Origin of the sequence: Nocardia sp. NPDC056611, from assembly GCF_042792755.1 — a bacterium.
GTDB lineage: Bacteria > Actinomycetota > Actinomycetes > Mycobacteriales > Mycobacteriaceae > Nocardia.
Genome location: NZ_JBHTVV010000005.1, coordinates 46092 through 60220, shown reverse-complemented (window position 1 = coordinate 60220; position 14129 = coordinate 46092). Strand labels below are relative to the sequence as shown.

At 68.8% G+C, this 14129-nt stretch carries 14 protein-coding genes; 10 read left to right on the top strand and 4 right to left on the bottom strand.

The features are described from left to right. The first annotated feature begins 63 nt into the window (after positions 1 to 63). Genes ACFRAQ_RS25755 through dmpG form a run of 6 tightly spaced genes read left to right on the top strand, consistent with a single transcriptional unit; the run spans position 64 to position 6571 of the window. Positions 64 to 924 carry an alpha/beta fold hydrolase gene (locus ACFRAQ_RS25755; protein WP_379103942.1) on the top strand — a complete coding sequence of 287 codons (861 nt, stop codon included), beginning with the start codon at positions 64 to 66 and terminating at the stop codon, positions 922 to 924. A gap of 2 nt (positions 925 to 926) precedes the next feature. Continuing rightward, the gene (locus ACFRAQ_RS25750) at positions 927 to 1952 is read left to right on the top strand and encodes a VOC family protein (protein ID WP_379103940.1); all 1026 of its coding nucleotides are present in this window, start codon (positions 927 to 929) and stop codon (positions 1950 to 1952) included. Continuing rightward, positions 1949 to 3784 carry a bifunctional 3-(3-hydroxy-phenyl)propionate/3-hydroxycinnamic acid hydroxylase gene (locus ACFRAQ_RS25745; RefSeq protein WP_379103936.1) on the top strand — a complete coding sequence of 612 codons (1836 nt, stop codon included), beginning with the start codon at positions 1949 to 1951 and terminating at the stop codon, positions 3782 to 3784. Before ACFRAQ_RS25750 ends, ACFRAQ_RS25745 begins: the two co-directional genes overlap by 4 nt. After that, positions 3781 to 4599 carry a 2-keto-4-pentenoate hydratase gene (locus ACFRAQ_RS25740; RefSeq protein WP_379103934.1) on the top strand — a complete coding sequence of 273 codons (819 nt, stop codon included), beginning with the start codon at positions 3781 to 3783 and terminating at the stop codon, positions 4597 to 4599. Before ACFRAQ_RS25745 ends, ACFRAQ_RS25740 begins: the two co-directional genes overlap by 4 nt. After that, positions 4596 to 5558 (top strand): acetaldehyde dehydrogenase (acetylating), encoded by a 963-nt coding sequence (locus ACFRAQ_RS25735; protein ID WP_379103932.1) that lies wholly within the window; start codon positions 4596 to 4598, stop codon positions 5556 to 5558. Before ACFRAQ_RS25740 ends, ACFRAQ_RS25735 begins: the two co-directional genes overlap by 4 nt. Further along, positions 5555 to 6571, top strand: coding sequence for a 4-hydroxy-2-oxovalerate aldolase (gene dmpG / locus ACFRAQ_RS25730; protein ID WP_379103930.1), 1017 nt, complete (start codon positions 5555 to 5557; stop codon positions 6569 to 6571). The genes ACFRAQ_RS25735 and dmpG overlap by 4 nt, the downstream gene beginning before the upstream one ends. A 2-nt stretch (positions 6572 to 6573) precedes the next feature. On the opposite strand, the gene ACFRAQ_RS25725 is transcribed toward dmpG, so the two are convergent. Further along, entirely contained in the window at positions 6574 to 7212 is a 639-nt protein-coding gene (locus tag ACFRAQ_RS25725) for a TetR/AcrR family transcriptional regulator (RefSeq protein WP_379103928.1), read from the bottom strand. Positions 7213 to 7303: 91 nt separating this feature from the next. Here ACFRAQ_RS25725 and ACFRAQ_RS25720 point away from each other — a divergent pair, with 91 nt between their 5' ends. Continuing rightward, positions 7304 to 8428, top strand: coding sequence for an amidohydrolase family protein (locus tag ACFRAQ_RS25720; protein WP_379103926.1), 1125 nt, complete (start codon positions 7304 to 7306; stop codon positions 8426 to 8428). Positions 8429 to 8493: 65 nt separating this feature from the next. Further along, a complete protein-coding gene (locus ACFRAQ_RS25715; RefSeq protein ID WP_379103924.1) occupies positions 8494 to 9165 on the top strand; it encodes an O-methyltransferase in 672 nt (223 codons plus the stop codon). 4 nt (positions 9166 to 9169) lie between these two features. Here the strand turns inward: ACFRAQ_RS25715 and ACFRAQ_RS25710 are convergent, their stop codons facing one another. Further along, positions 9170 to 9712 (bottom strand): PadR family transcriptional regulator, encoded by a 543-nt coding sequence (locus ACFRAQ_RS25710; protein ID WP_379103922.1) that lies wholly within the window; start codon positions 9710 to 9712, stop codon positions 9170 to 9172. Positions 9713 to 9799: 87 nt separating this feature from the next. On the opposite strand from ACFRAQ_RS25710, the gene ACFRAQ_RS25705 reads away from it, so the two are divergent. Together ACFRAQ_RS25705 and ACFRAQ_RS25700 are read left to right on the top strand one after the other, a co-directional pair. Next, on the top strand, positions 9800 to 10207 hold the full coding sequence (locus ACFRAQ_RS25705) for a nuclear transport factor 2 family protein (protein WP_379104933.1): 408 nt from the start codon (positions 9800 to 9802) through the stop codon (positions 10205 to 10207). A gap of 4 nt (positions 10208 to 10211) precedes the next feature. Beyond that, positions 10212 to 10622, top strand: a complete 411-nt coding sequence (locus ACFRAQ_RS25700) for a YchJ family protein (protein ID WP_379103920.1) — start codon at positions 10212 to 10214, stop codon at positions 10620 to 10622. A gap of 153 nt (positions 10623 to 10775) precedes the next feature. Here the strand turns inward: ACFRAQ_RS25700 and ACFRAQ_RS25695 are convergent, their stop codons facing one another. Together ACFRAQ_RS25695 and ACFRAQ_RS25690 are read right to left on the bottom strand one after the other, a co-directional pair. Beyond that, a complete protein-coding gene (locus ACFRAQ_RS25695) occupies positions 10776 to 13127 on the bottom strand; it encodes an arylsulfatase (RefSeq protein ID WP_379103918.1) in 2352 nt (783 codons plus the stop codon). Between the two features lie 216 nt (positions 13128 to 13343). After that, entirely contained in the window at positions 13344 to 14012 is a 669-nt protein-coding gene (locus ACFRAQ_RS25690) for a TetR/AcrR family transcriptional regulator (protein ID WP_379103916.1), read from the bottom strand. Positions 14013 to 14129 lie beyond the last annotated feature (117 nt).

Below are 14129 nucleotides of genomic sequence, written 5' to 3'. Positions count from 1 at the left end.
TTCTTCTTGACAGAGGAAACCGTCGTAACTGATGATTTCATCAACAACGGTACGGAGGTGGCGATGACGAGCATCGATGGCGAGCTGACCGAACGGACGGTCCGGGTCGGCGGCCGCGAGATCCAGGTCGGAGAGACCGGATCGGGACCGGCGGTCGTGCTGCTGCACGGCGGCGGGCCGGGCGCGACCGGGATCGCGAACTATTCGCGCAATATCGGCGAGCTGGCCCGCCGGTTCCGCGTGATCGTGCCGGACCTGCCCGGATACGGGCGGTCCGAGAAGTGGATCGACCACTCGGATCCGTTCGGATACCTCGGGCGCTCGATCGGCGGGCTACTCGACGAACTCGGGATCGACTCCGCCCATCTGGTCGGGAACTCCTACGGCGGCGCGGCCGCCCTGCGCCTCGCGCTGGATCGGCCCGACAAGGTCGGCCGCATGGTCCTCATGGGCCCCGGCGGCGTCGGCACCACCCGGGCTCTGCCGACCGCCGGGCTGAACGCGCTGCTGGGCTACTACCAGGGCGAGGGTCCCAGTCGCGACAAGCTGCGCCGATTCATTCGGGAGTACCTGGTCTTCGACGGCGGCACGGTGCCCGAGGAACTGATCGACCAGCGCTACGCGGCCAGTGTCGATCCCGAGGTCGTGGCCAACCCGCCCCTGCGCCGCCCGTCGGGCCCGCTGGCGCTGCGGACCTTGTGGCGCATGGATTTCACCCGCGACTCGCGGCTGCCCGCGCTCGCCCATCCCACCTTGGTGATCTGGGGCGCGAACGACAGGGTCAATCGCCCCGAGGGCGGGCGAATGCTGGCCGGCACCATGCCGAACTGCGACCTGTATCTGGCGGCGAACACCGGCCACTGGGTGCAGTGGGAGCGCGCCGAGCTGTTCAACACCCTCGCGGCCGCATTCCTCGGGGACTGATCATGAGCGAGTTCCTCCGACCCACCACCGACGGATCGGTATTCGGCGCCGTCCACCTGGGATACATCGCGGTCCGATCGAATCGGCTGCCGCAGTGGCGGCGCTTCGGCGCGGACGCCATCGGCCTGCACGTCGACGAGATCGACTCCGGCGCACTGCGTTTCCGCCTCGACGACCGCGAATGCCGGTTCCTGATCGAGCGCGGTCCCGCCGAGGACGTGACCGCCATCGGCTGGCAGATCGACGATCACCAGACCTTCGACCGGATCCTGGCCCGGGTCGCCGACCGAGGTGTGCCGATCGCCGAGGGCAGCGCGGACGAGGCCGCCCTGCGCGGCGTGGAACGCCTGTGGCGCTTCGCCGGGCCGAAAGGCCTCGCGCAGGAGATCTTCACGACATCGACGACAACGGCGGCTCCGCTGCGGATGCTGAGTTCCGGCTGGGTCACCGGGGAGGCCGGGCTCGGGCACGTGGCCATGGTGTCGCGGGAACCGGAGGCCATGCGCGCCTACTACCGGACCGTCTTCGATTCCCGCCTGACCGATTTCATCGACGAGAACGTGTCCGGGCTGAAGATGAAGATCCGATTCCTGCGGGTCAACGAACGCCACCACTCGATCGCCATCGCCAACCTCCGCGGCCTGAAAGTCGATCCGCTGCGAACCCGGGTGCAGCACATCAATATCCAGTCCGCGACCCTCGACGACATGCTCGCCGCGTTCCGGCGGGTCACCGAACTGGGCTTCCGCATGCAGTGGTCGGTCGGCCAGCACACCAATGACCGCGAGCTGTCCTTCTACTGCGTGACCCCCTCCGGATTCGAACTCGAGGTCGGCTGGAATCCGGTGGTCATCGGGCCCGAACTCGAATCCACCTGGGAGCCTGCGACCTACCGGGGCATCAGCAGTTGGGGCCACACCCCGGTGGGGGAGACCGTGCTCGACAAGTTCACCCAATTCCGGCAGGCATTGCGGACCGCCGCCACACCCGAGATCACCGTCCCGCAGTTGACCGGAGGACCCCGATGACAGACACCGGCTACGACGTGGTGATCGTCGGTCTCGGACCCACCGGCCTCACCCTGGCGAACCTGCTCGGCCGGCGCGGAACCAGCGTGCTCGTCCTCGAACGCGAACCCGAGTTCTACGGCATGGCCCGCGCCGTCTACACCGACGACGAGGGCCTGCGGATCTTCCAGACCGCCGGGGCCGCCGACGAACTGGCCGCCGACATGAACGCCGACTCGGTCGTGCAATGGGTGCGTGGCGACGGGCGGATCCTGGCCCAGTTCCAGCGCACCGACCGACCGCTCGGCTGGCCGATCGTGAACTTCCTCTACCAGCCGTACCTGGAGAACACCCTCGAACGCGCCCTGGACCGGTACCCGCACGTCACCGTGCTCCGCGGCCGCGAGGTCCTGGGCTTCGAGCAGGATGCCGACGCGGTCACCGTCGAGCACGCGCGCTGCCACGGGACCGGCTACGGCAAGAACCCGCCCGACACCGACCCGCAGACCACCGAGCGCGTCCGCGCGCGGTTCCTCGTCGGCTGCGACGGTGGCCGCAGCGTGGTGCGCACGGCGCTGGGAATCGACATGAGCGGCACCAGTTTTCCCGAACGCTGGCTGGTCGTGGACCTGAAGGCCCGCGCCGGTGCGAACCCGTTCGCGCACCTGCCCTACTTCGACTTCGTCTGCGACCCGGCCCTGCCGATCGTGTCCTGCCCGCAGCCGGGCGGCCACCACCGCTTCGAATTCATGCTCACCGACAGTCAGACGAAAGCGGATATGGAGAGCCCGGAAACGGTGCGCCGCCACATCTCCCGTTTCGTCGACCCCGACCGGGTCGAGGTGGTGCGCAAACTCGTCTACACCTTCAACGCCGTGGTCGCCGACCGTTGGCGTGACGGGCGCGTCCTCATCGCGGGCGACGCCGCCCACATGACGCCGCAGTTCATCGGCCAGGGCATGAACTCCGGCGTCCGCGACGCGGACAATCTCTCCTGGAAGCTGACCGCCATCCTCGAACACGGTGCGGACCACCGCATCCTGGACACCTACGAGACCGAACGCCGCCCGCACGCCAAGGCGATGATCGACCTGTCGGTCCTCAACAAACACCTTGTCTCCCTCGGCAACCCGCTACTCGCCGCCCTGCGCGACCTGGGGCTGACCACGGCTGTGCGAGTGCCGGGAGTGGGCGGCTGGATCCGGGCCGCGAAGATGAAGCCGGCACCGCGATTCCGGCGTGGGGCGTATCTGGGACTGCCGCGGCGGGGATGGCGCGGCATCGAGGGCACGCTGGCACCGCAGCCGATGGTCCGTACGCTCGACGGCCGGGTAATCCGCTTCGATGAGACGCTGGGCCTGGGCTTTTCGCTGCTCGGCTACGCCGTCGATCCTCGGGCCGAGCTGAGCACCGAGGAGCTGGCCGCCCTGCGGGCCGTGGGCACCCGGTTCGTCACGGTCTTCCCCCGCGGCGGGCGGCCACAAGGCGACAGCGGTGCATGGAACTGCGAAGACGACGACGTCGCCGACCTCGAGGACCACACCGGCGCGATCACGAGATGGCTCGCCAAGGGCGGCGCGCGACGCGGCGGCGTGACCTTGCTCCGGCCCGACCGTTTCGTTTTCGGCACGGTCGAGCACGGCCGGGCCGGGGAGCTCGTGGCCGCGCTCCGCACGAAACTGTTCGCAGCGGGCGGCGGGTCCGCACCGCAGGACCCGTGGGGTGCGGCGGCCGACCTATCACCGCGCGCGTCGCAGCGGACCAGGCCGGAGAGCGTGCACCGCGATGACACGGAGAGCGCACGCGCAACCGCTGAGGCAGGCGCGCTGCTCGGATCGGAGGAGAACCGATGACAACGATCGCGGTCGAGGCGGACCGGATACGGGCGGCCGCCGAGCGGCTCTCGCGCGCCGTGACCGGTGGGCAACCTGTCGCTCCGGTGCGGGATCTCATCGGGCCCGACGATGGAGCGACCGCGTACGCGGTGCAGCGCATCGGAGTTCGGGAACGGGTGGCGGCCGGGGCCCGGGTGGTGGGGCGCAAGATCGGGCTCACCGCGCCCGCCGTGCAGCGGCAGCTGGGCGTGGATCAGCCCGACTTCGGGGTGCTGTTCGACGACATGGATGCCGGTGCGACGCCGGTGGGGCGGCGACCCAGGCTGCTGCAACCGAAGATCGAGGCCGAATTGGCCTTCGTGCTCGGTGCGGATCTCGACGCGGAGGATCTGGATGCGGCGGGTGTGCGCGGGGCCGTCGACTACGCGGTCGCGGCACTCGAGATCGTGGACAGCCGGATCGCCGGCTGGGACATCAGTTTCGCCGACACCGTCGCCGACAACGCGTCGAGCGGCTGGTATGTGCTGGGCGGAGAGCGCCTCTCGCTCGAGGAGTTCGAGCCACGCGACATCGTCATGAGCATGACCGTCGACGGCGAGATCGTGTCCACCGGAACAGGTTCCGCGTGTCTCGGCGATCCGCTCAACGCCCTGGCCTGGCTGGCGCGGACCGCCCGTGACTTCGGGGAACCGCTGCGCGCGGGGGAGCTCGTGCTGTCGGGGGCGCTGGGACCCATGGCCGTGCCGCGGCCCGGCGCACGGGTTCGATCCCAACTGTTCGGTGGCGCCAGGCTGCTCGGTGCCGTCGACTTCCTGCTGGAGGAGGAGCAATGAGCCGCACCAAGGTAGCCGTCATCGGCTCGGGCAATATCGGCACCGATCTGATGATCAAGGTGCTGCGGTCGTCGCCATCGCTGGAGATGGCCGCCCTGGTGGGCATCGATCCGGCCTCCGACGGGCTGGCCCGCGCGGCGCGACTCGGTGTTCCGGTCACCGCCGACGGTGTGGACGGGCTGATCGCCATGCCGCACTTCGGGGAGATCGACATCGTCTTCGATGCCACGTCCGCCAGTGCGCACCACGCCAATTCGGCCGCGCTCGCATCGCACGGCAAACGCCTGATCGACCTGACACCGGCGGCGCTGGGCCCCTTCGTGGTCCCGGCGGTCAATCTGGACGCACACCGGGGCGCGGTGAACGTGAACATGGTGACCTGCGGCGGACAGGCGACGATCCCGGTCGTCGCCGCCGTCTCCCGGGTGACCGCGGTGCCCTACGCCGAGATCGTGGCCTCGATCGCGTCGAAGTCCGCGGGGCCGGGCACCCGCGCGAACATCGACGAATTCACCGAAACCACCTCGCGCGCCATCGAAGACGTCGGCGGCGCGGCGCGCGGGCGGGCCATCATCGTGCTCAATCCGGCCGAACCCCCGCTCATCATGCGCGACACCGTTCTGGCGCTCATCGACGATCCCGACTCCGAACTCGAAGCGGCCGTGCGGGACTCGATCACCGCCATGGTGGCCGAGGTCGCGGCCTATGTGCCCGGCTATCGGCTGAAGCAGGACGTCCAGATCACCCCGCTCGCCCCGGACGCCGCGCTGCACACGCTGACCGGCAACGCCCCCGTCACCCACCAGGTGTCGGTCTTCCTCGAGGTGGAAGGCGCCGCCCACTACCTTCCGGCCTACGCCGGCAACCTCGACATCATGACCTCGGCCGCGGTGCGCGTCGCCGAAGACCTTGCCGCGGCCGCGATTTCGGCCGCGCCGACCCCGGAGCCCGCCCGATGACCGGCCTGTACCTGCAAGACGTGACCCTGCGCGACGGCATGCACGCGCTGCGCCACCGCATCAGCCCGCGGACCGTCGCCACCATCGCGGCGGCCCTGGACGCGGCCGGAGTCGACGCGGTGGAAGTGGCCCACGGCGACGGCCTGCACGGCGGCAGCCTCACCTACGGCCCCGGCAGCCACACCGATGGGGAATGGCTGGAAGCCGCCGCGGGCGCACTCACCCGCGCCCGGCTCACCACGCTGCTGCTGCCCGGCATCGGCACCGTCGCGGACCTGCGGCGCGCCCACGACCTCGGGGTGCGGTCGGTCCGGGTGGCCACCCACTGCACCGAGGCCGATATCGCCGCTCAGCACATCGGGTGCGCCCGCGAACTCGGGATGGACGTCTCCGGATTCCTGATGATGAGTCACCTGAACAGCCCCGAGGGGCTGGCCGCGCAGGCGAAGCTGATGGAATCCTATGGCGCGCACTGCGTCTACGTCACCGACTCCGGGGGTCGTCTCACCATGGACGGCGTGCGGGACCGGGTCCGCGCGTACCGCGATGTCCTCGACCCCACCACCGAGATCGGGATCCACGCCCACCAGAACCTGTCCCTCGCGGTGGCCAACAGCGTGGTCGCGGTGGAGCAGGGTGCGATCCGGGTCGACGCCTCCCTCGCGGGTCTGGGTGCGGGCGCGGGCAATACGCCGCTGGAAGCCTTCGTCGCGGTCGCCGATCTGTCGGGGTGGGAGCACCGCGCCGACCTGGACGCGCTCACCGATGCCGCCGACGACCTGATCCGCCCGCTGCTCGAACGTCCGGTCCAGGTCGATCGCGAGACCCTCACCCTCGGCTACGCGGGCGTGTACTCGAGCTTCCTGCGGCACGCCGAACAGGCTTCCGGCACCTACGGCGTCGACGTGCGGTCACTGCTGGTGGAGGCCGGACACCGCCGCCTGGTGGGCGGCCAGGAGGACATGCTCGCCGATATCGCCCTGGACCTGAGCGCGCGGGACGTCAGGCGATGAATTCAGAGCTGTGGCAGCGGGGGCAGCTCGCCGGTGGTCAGCTTCTCCGCCGCGCGCTTGGTCATGCCGAACATGCGCAGCATGTGAAAGGTCATCTCATCGGTGAGCGCGCCCGCGTCGGCTTCGGGTCGCGCGTCGAGCATCTGGAGCAGACCGAGCAGCGCGCCACCCGCGGCCATGACCGCCATATCGGGATCCATCGGCTCGAAGCGGCCCGCCTCCTGGGCGGCCACGATGTCGTGGCGGGCCCGCGGGGCCAGACCCTCGTCGCGCAGCAGGATGGAAGTGCCGGAGTTCAGGATCACCCGGACCCCTTCGGGCAGTTGCCGTTGCAGCCGGCCGGTCATGCGGAAGCTGACCGCGAACACCTCGGCGGGGTCGGTGTAGACCGCCACGATGTCATCGCGCATCTCGCTGTAGATGTTCAGTACCGCGCGGACGGCCTCGTCGAAAAGCTCTTCCTTGGAACCGAAGTGGTTGTAGAAGGAGCCGAAGCCGACATCGGCGGCGTCGGTGATCTCCTGAATGCTCACCGCGGAACGGCCCTCCGACAGGAACTTCTGCGCCGCGCCCAGCAAGGCGGTGCGCGTGCGTTCCCGCCGCCGATCGGTGCGGGTCCGCGCCTCCGGTGCTGCGGCCATGTGCTCCCTCGTTCCGCTCGGCACTGTTACCCGAATCGTATCTGACGAAAATATCAGAAGCGATGTCGACCATGATCGAAAGGCGAACCCCGTGACGAACTCTCGACCGGCACTCCGCATCGACCTCACCCGGCGCGCCGCACTCGGCGGCGGCCTGGCCGGACTCGCCGCGGCGGCCTGGCCGGCGAGCCTGGGCACACCGGCGCGCGCCGAGCAGCCCGCACCGGCCGGGACCTACCGCATCGACCTGCACGCGCACTTCCTGCCGCCGGACTACCGGGCCGCGCTGCTCGAGCACGGCCACCTCACCATCGGCGGCTACCCGACCCCGGACTGGTCGCCCGAGCAGGCCATCGGCTTCATGGACTACTACGGCATTCAGGCGCAGGCGCTTTCGGTGTCCGACCCGGGCGTGTCGTTCCTGAGCGGCCGGGACGCCATCGACATGGCCCGGTACTGCAACACCTACGCCGCCGGACTGTTCACGACCCACCCCACCCGGTTCGGCGCGTTCGCGGTCCTGCCGATGCCCGATATCGCCGCCTCGATCGCGGAGGCGATCTACGCCCTCGACGAACTGCGGCTCGACGGTGTGATCCTGCTGTCCGCCTACAACGGCGTCTACCTCGGCGATCCCCGCTTCGAACCGCTGATGGCCGCTTTGCGCCAGCGCAACGCCTACGTCTTCGTGCACCCGGCGGCGATCCCCGACAACGCCAAACCCGCACTGCCACTACCGGACTTCCTCGAGGAGTTCACCTTCGACACCACCCGCGCGGCCACCATGATGATGGTCACCGGCATGACCCAGCGCTATCCCGGCATCCGTTTCCAGCTCGCGCACGCCGGCGGCGCCGTGCCGTTCCTGTCCCATCGCATCAGCGTCGCCTCTCAGTCGGTGCTGGGCCGGTTGTGGCCCGAGGACCTGCCGAAACCCTCGATCCTCGACACCCAGAACCAGATCTCGCGCTTCTACTACGACACCGCGCTCAGCGGCTCGGCCGCGGCCATGGCGAGCGTGCTCGCCGTCACCGGCCGCGACCACATCGTCTTCGGATCCGACTGGCCCTTCAGCGCACTCACCCTGCCCCAGACCGGATCCCACGACCCGGCTCCGGGCCTGTCCGCGATCTTCGACGCCGACCAGCGCATGGAGATCGAACACCACAATCCACTCCGCCAACTCCCGCGGCTCGCGGACGCGGTCAAGTCCTGAGCGCGAAACTGTCAGCGTGAGGACAATGCTGGGCGGGTGCCCGAACCCCTGGCAGACTGCGAGGTATGACGACTGCCGACTGGGCCGATGTTGATCGCTACCTCGTCGAAACCCTGGTGGGGGACGAGGATTCGGGGACGTTGCGGGCCAATGCGGAGGCGGGGTTGCCCGCCATCGACGTGTCGCCGCCGCAGGGGAAGTTCCTGTATCTGCTCGGGAAGTCAGTGCGGGCGCGGCGGGTGCTCGAGATCGGGACGCTCGGCGGGTACAGCACCACGTGGCTGGCGCGGGCCGTGGGGAAGTCCGGGCGGGTGGTGACGCTCGAATTCGAGCCGCTGCATGCGGAAGTCGCGCGTGAGAACCTGGATCGGGCCGGGGTGGGGGATCGGGTGGAGATTCGGGTCGGCGCGGCGCTGGACTCGCTGCCCGCGCTCGAGGCCGAGCGGCCCGAGCCGTTCGATCTGGTGTTCATCGATGCCGACAAGGTCAACAACACCAACTATGTGCGGTGGGCGTTGACGCTGACCCGGCCCGGATCGGTGATCGTCGTCGACAATGTGGTGCGCAACGGCGCGATCGCGGACGCGGATTCGGCGGACGCGGCGGTGCGAGCCAGCCGGGAGGTCATCGAATTCATCGCCGCCGAGCCGCGATTGGACGGGACCGTGGTGCAGACCGTCGGCGGCAAGGGGTGGGACGGGTTCGCCTACGCGGTCGTGGCCGGCGACGACGACTGACCGGTCACGGCCGCGGATCGGGGTTCGCGGCCAATTCCTTCCAATAGTCCACGTACGCCTGCTCGTGCATGATGCCCAGGCGCAGGATGCGGGCCCGCGAGGTGGCGCGGACGCTGTCGGTGGGGTCGATCTCGTCGTAGAGCGCGCGGTACATGTCCAGCCAATGCCGGTGCTCGGCGACCTGATTGCGGGCCAGGGCCACCACGTCGCCGGGCTCGCCCAGGTCGGCGAAGAACAGTTTCAGCTGGGCGGGGTCGCGGGTCTCGGGCTGGGGTGAGGTGGGATCGCCCAGCCAGCGGGTCAATTCGGCGCGCCCGGCGTCGGTGAGGTGGAAGATGCGCCGCCGGCGGCCGGACTCCTCGGCCTCCTCGCGGAGCAGGCCCTGATCGGCCAGGCGCGGGGGGACGCGGTAGAGCTGCGCGTGGGGGATGGGCCAGAACTTGTCGACGCTCTCCTCCAGCCGCGCCTTGATGTCGTAGGGGGTCAGCGGTCCGTGGCGGGCGATGAGTCCCAGCACGATGTGGTCCTGCGGGCCTAGCTCGGCCATTCCGAATCCCCTCTCGTTTGACACCGTATCGCTGAGACTATACCTTGATGCCAGTCATACGGTATCAATGAGACTATTGGAGTGGATATGCGCGACTACGCCATCGACCTGTTCGACCGCTGGACCCAGATGTGGAACGGCGACCTCGCGTTGGCCGACGAGATCATGGCCCCCGCGTTCACCCTGCGCTACGCCCAGCCGGGCGCGGACGCCTACGACAGCGTGCAGGACCGCGCGGCCTTCACCGCCGCCATCGACACCTTCCGGGCCGAGCGGCCGGGCCTGGAGTTCTCCACGCAGGGCATCCCGGTCGTCGAAATGGACGACACCCGAACCGGAATCATCGCCCGCCCCTACGGCGCCCGGATCACCGCACCGGACGGGACGATCGTGCGCGAACTCAGCGGCACCGACATCCTGCGCGCCGAGAACGGGCAGATCGTGGAGGTGTGGTCGGTGTCCGGCGGGGCCGAAGGACGGAGCTTCTACGCTTGAGCCCATGTCGAAGCGCCGCGAGAACCGTCCCGCGCCCGAGGCCTGCCCGTGCGGCCTGCCCGCCGCCTATGCCGACTGTTGCGGGCGGCTGCACCGCGGCGAACGGGCCGCCACCACCGCCGAGCAACTGATGCGGTCGCGATTCAGTGCCTTCGCGGTCGAGGACGAGGCGTACCTGCTGCGCAGCTGGGACCCCGAAACCCGGCCCGCCGAGGTCGATTTCGATCCGGGCATGCGCTGGGATCGGCTCGAGATCCTCGGCGCGACCGGTGGGGGACCGTTCCACACCGAGGGGACCGTGGAATTCCGGGCGCACTACCGCGTGCACGGGGCAGCGGGAGAACTGCACGAGAACAGCCGATTTCGCCGGGATGAGGGGAAGTGGGTGTACCTCGACGGCGATATCGAGCGCTGACCGGGGCTCGTAACTCCTTGCCGCCTCTGCGTATTCGCACACCGCGTGACCGTGCACGATCGGCAATCGTGCACAGCGTGCCACAACGGCTGCGCTCGGGGCGGCGACCAGCGGAAAGTTCCGACGGGAACACCGCCGCCCCGAGCGCGCGGCTCAGTCGCGCGAGAACGCGGCGGCCGCAGCCATTTCCAGATCCATGTACGGCTTCCCGCTCACGTCCTCGATCACCTGGTGCATGGTTCCGCCGGTGAACGGGAACGGCGAGTGGTACCGGCCCGACACGGACTGGCCGGTGTCCCGGCCGACCCGGACGCCCTCCCCGACCCCGGAGAACACGGTCGGCTGGATCCGCATGTCATCGAGTGAGCCCACCGGGTTCTCGTCGATGTAGAGGATGGCCTCACCCGTGGGCGTGTAGTGGTCGGGCCGGGTGCCGTGCCGTTCGTAGCGCACCCCGAGAATGTGATCGCCGAGCGGCACCCGGCAATCGGAGACGATGGCCTGCTCCTCCTCGCCGAGGAAGTTGTAGACGTAGCAGAGGTGACCGTCCTGGACGAACAGGGCGTGCCCGCCGAGCCGCCCGCCGTGGGCGAACAGCACGCCCTCCGCGTCCGGGCTGACGATCGTCGTCTCGGCGAGCAGCGCGAACGAACGGCCCAGAATCTCGAGCGCCGCGCCCGGTCCGACCTCCGCGCTGTCCGGGTAGTAGACGGCACGGTCCAGGCCCCTGGCGTACGTCGGCCGATAGCGCACCAGCGCGGAGACGATATCGAGATCATTGAGCGGCATCCCGTTGTACTTCTCCGCCTCGGAGAACCACAGCGCCTTCAATTCCTCCAGCTTCTCGGGATGCTCCGCGGCCAGGTCGTGCATCTGGCTGCGGTCCTGATCGATATGGAACAGCTCCCAGCGGTCCTGATCGAAGTGTCCCCAGCCGGACGGGCAGGCCGCGTGCACGGTGTCGGCGAACCAGCCGCGATGCCAGATGCCGCGCGTGCCCAGCATCGAATAGAACTGGGTGTGCTTGCCGACATCGGCGTCGGCGTCGTCGAACAGGGCCCGGAAACTGACTCCCTCGAGGGGACGCTGCGGCACGTTCTTCACCGTGTCCGGCGGCGTGATGCCCAGCAGCTCGTAGACGGTGGGGGTGACGTCGCAGACATTGAGGTACTGATGGCGGATCTCGCCGCGAGCCGGGATGCCCGCCGGCCACGCCATCAGGCAGGGATCGGCGATGCCGCCCTCGTGTGAGGCGTACCGCTTGTACAGCTTGTACGGGGTGTTGAAGGCCATCGCCCACCCGATGCTGTAGTGGTTGTAGGTGGTCGGCAGACCCAGCTCGTCGAGCTTGACCAGGCTGTCCTCGATCGTGTCGATGTAGCCGTTGAAGAACTTCATCTCGTTGACCGAACCGTTCGGGCCGCCCTCGCCGCTGGCGCCGTTGTCGGAGAAGGCCACGATGATGGTGTTGTCCAGCTGGCCGGTCTCCTCGAGGTAGTCCAGCACCCGCCCGATCTGGGCGTCGGTGTAGGAGAGGAATCCGGCGAACACCTCCGCCTGTCGGGCGAAGAGCCGTTTCTCGTTCTCCGACAGCGAATCCCAGGCGCGCACCGTGTCCTGCGCCGGCCACGGCTTGCCATCGGCGCTGGTGACATCGCTGTACGGGTTCATGGGCGACAGCTCGGTGTTCTCCGGAATCAGGCCCATGCGCTTCTGGTTGTCGAGCACGATCTCGCGGTACTTCTCGTAGCCCAGGTCGAACTTGCCGCGGTATTGATCGGCCCACTCCTGAGCGACATGGTGCGGGGCGTGCCCGCAGCCCGGGCACAGGTACATGAACCACGGCTTGTCGGGGGCGATCACCTTGGCGTCGCGAATGAACTCGATCGACTTGTCGGCCAGATCCTTCGACAGGTGATACCCGTCCTCCGGCGAATACGGCTGCGCGATCGGGTGGTTGTCGTACACGAGATTCGGATACCACTGGTCGGCCTCGCCGCCCAGGAAACCGTAGAACCGTTCGAATCCGCGCCCCAGCGGCCAGTGCCGCTTCGAGGCCGCGAGATTCTCCTCCTCCAACGGCGTCATATGCCATTTGCCGACGGCGTAGGTGTTCCACCCGCGTTCGCCGAGCACCTCCGAGCACAGGGCGGTGTCGGCGGGGATGCGTCCCGACAGGCTCGGGAATCCGTCACTGAACTCCTCGATGGTCGCCATGCCGACCGACGACGCGTTTCGCCCGGTCAGCAGGGAGGCGCGGGTGGGTGAACACAGTGCGGTGGTGTGGAATTGCGTGAATTGCACGCCACTGTCGGCGATCCGTTTCATGTTCGGCATGTCGACCAGGCCGCCGTAGCAGTCCCAGGTGGCGATGCCGATGTCGTCCCACACCAGGTACAGCACATTGGGCGCGCCCGGCGGGGCGGTCGGTTCCGCGTACGGTCCCCAGTCGGCGACCGAATCACGAATATCGAGCGCGATATGTCCTTCGAACTTCCTGGCCATCATTCACCTCGGAAAAGGAGAATCGTTGGTAGTGAGACCCAGCTCCGGCGTGACCGCTGGGAGTTCATCGACGCGTCGGTGACCACGCTGTTCCGGGACTCGGCGTCCGGAACCCGTGCGGATCACCCACCTTTCGCACGCCTCAAAGAGTACCGACCGGAATGTACTTGCGGTGGCGGTTGAACCAGCCCGATACCGAACGGTTTTCGGGGCGGATCAGAGCGCGGCGCGGGCCGCGAAGCCGTCGCAGAGCGCGGTGAGGCCGGTGTCGAGCAGATGCTCCGGGTTCAGCAGGGCGGTGTCGCGGGTGCCCTCGAGTCCGGCCAGGGCGGGTGGCACCGGCCAGTGCGGATCGCCGTCGAGCAGCGCGGTCAGACCTGACCGGTCTTCCCCATCACTGTCGCGGCCGCGCAGCATCCGGGCGCTGACCTCCTGCAAAGCCACGCCCGCGATATAGCTCCACACCGACAGCGACATCCGCGTCGCCTCGCGGGCGTCCACGCCGAGTTCGGCGAAGCCCTCGACCAGCCAGCTCAGCACGATCAGGCTGTGCTCGCCGAAGTTGTAGCGCGGCACCGCGAAGGTGAACAGCACCCACGGATGCTCCTGGTAGAGCCGCCAATCCACCTCGGCGGCGATGCGCACGCGGTCGCGCCAGGTCCAGTCCCGCCCCTCGGCCGGGGGATAGGGATTGCGGCGCGAGACCTCGTCGGTCATGGCGGCGAGCAGGGTGTCCTTGTTGGGGACGTGCCGGTAGAGCGACATGGCCCCGGCGTTCATCCGCTCGGCGATGCGGCGCATGGACAGCGCGTCGAGTCCGGACTCGTCGGCGAGGGCGATGGCGGTGTCGACGATGGCGGCCCGGGTGAGCTTGGCCTCGGTCATCGGACGAATTGTTCCCTTCCGGCGCGGGGTGTGCGTACACTGTACCCGCGCTCGAGCGTACGTTGTACGCCCGGGCGCGTTCCATGGACAGGGCCCGGTGGGCCCCGAGCAGCCCGA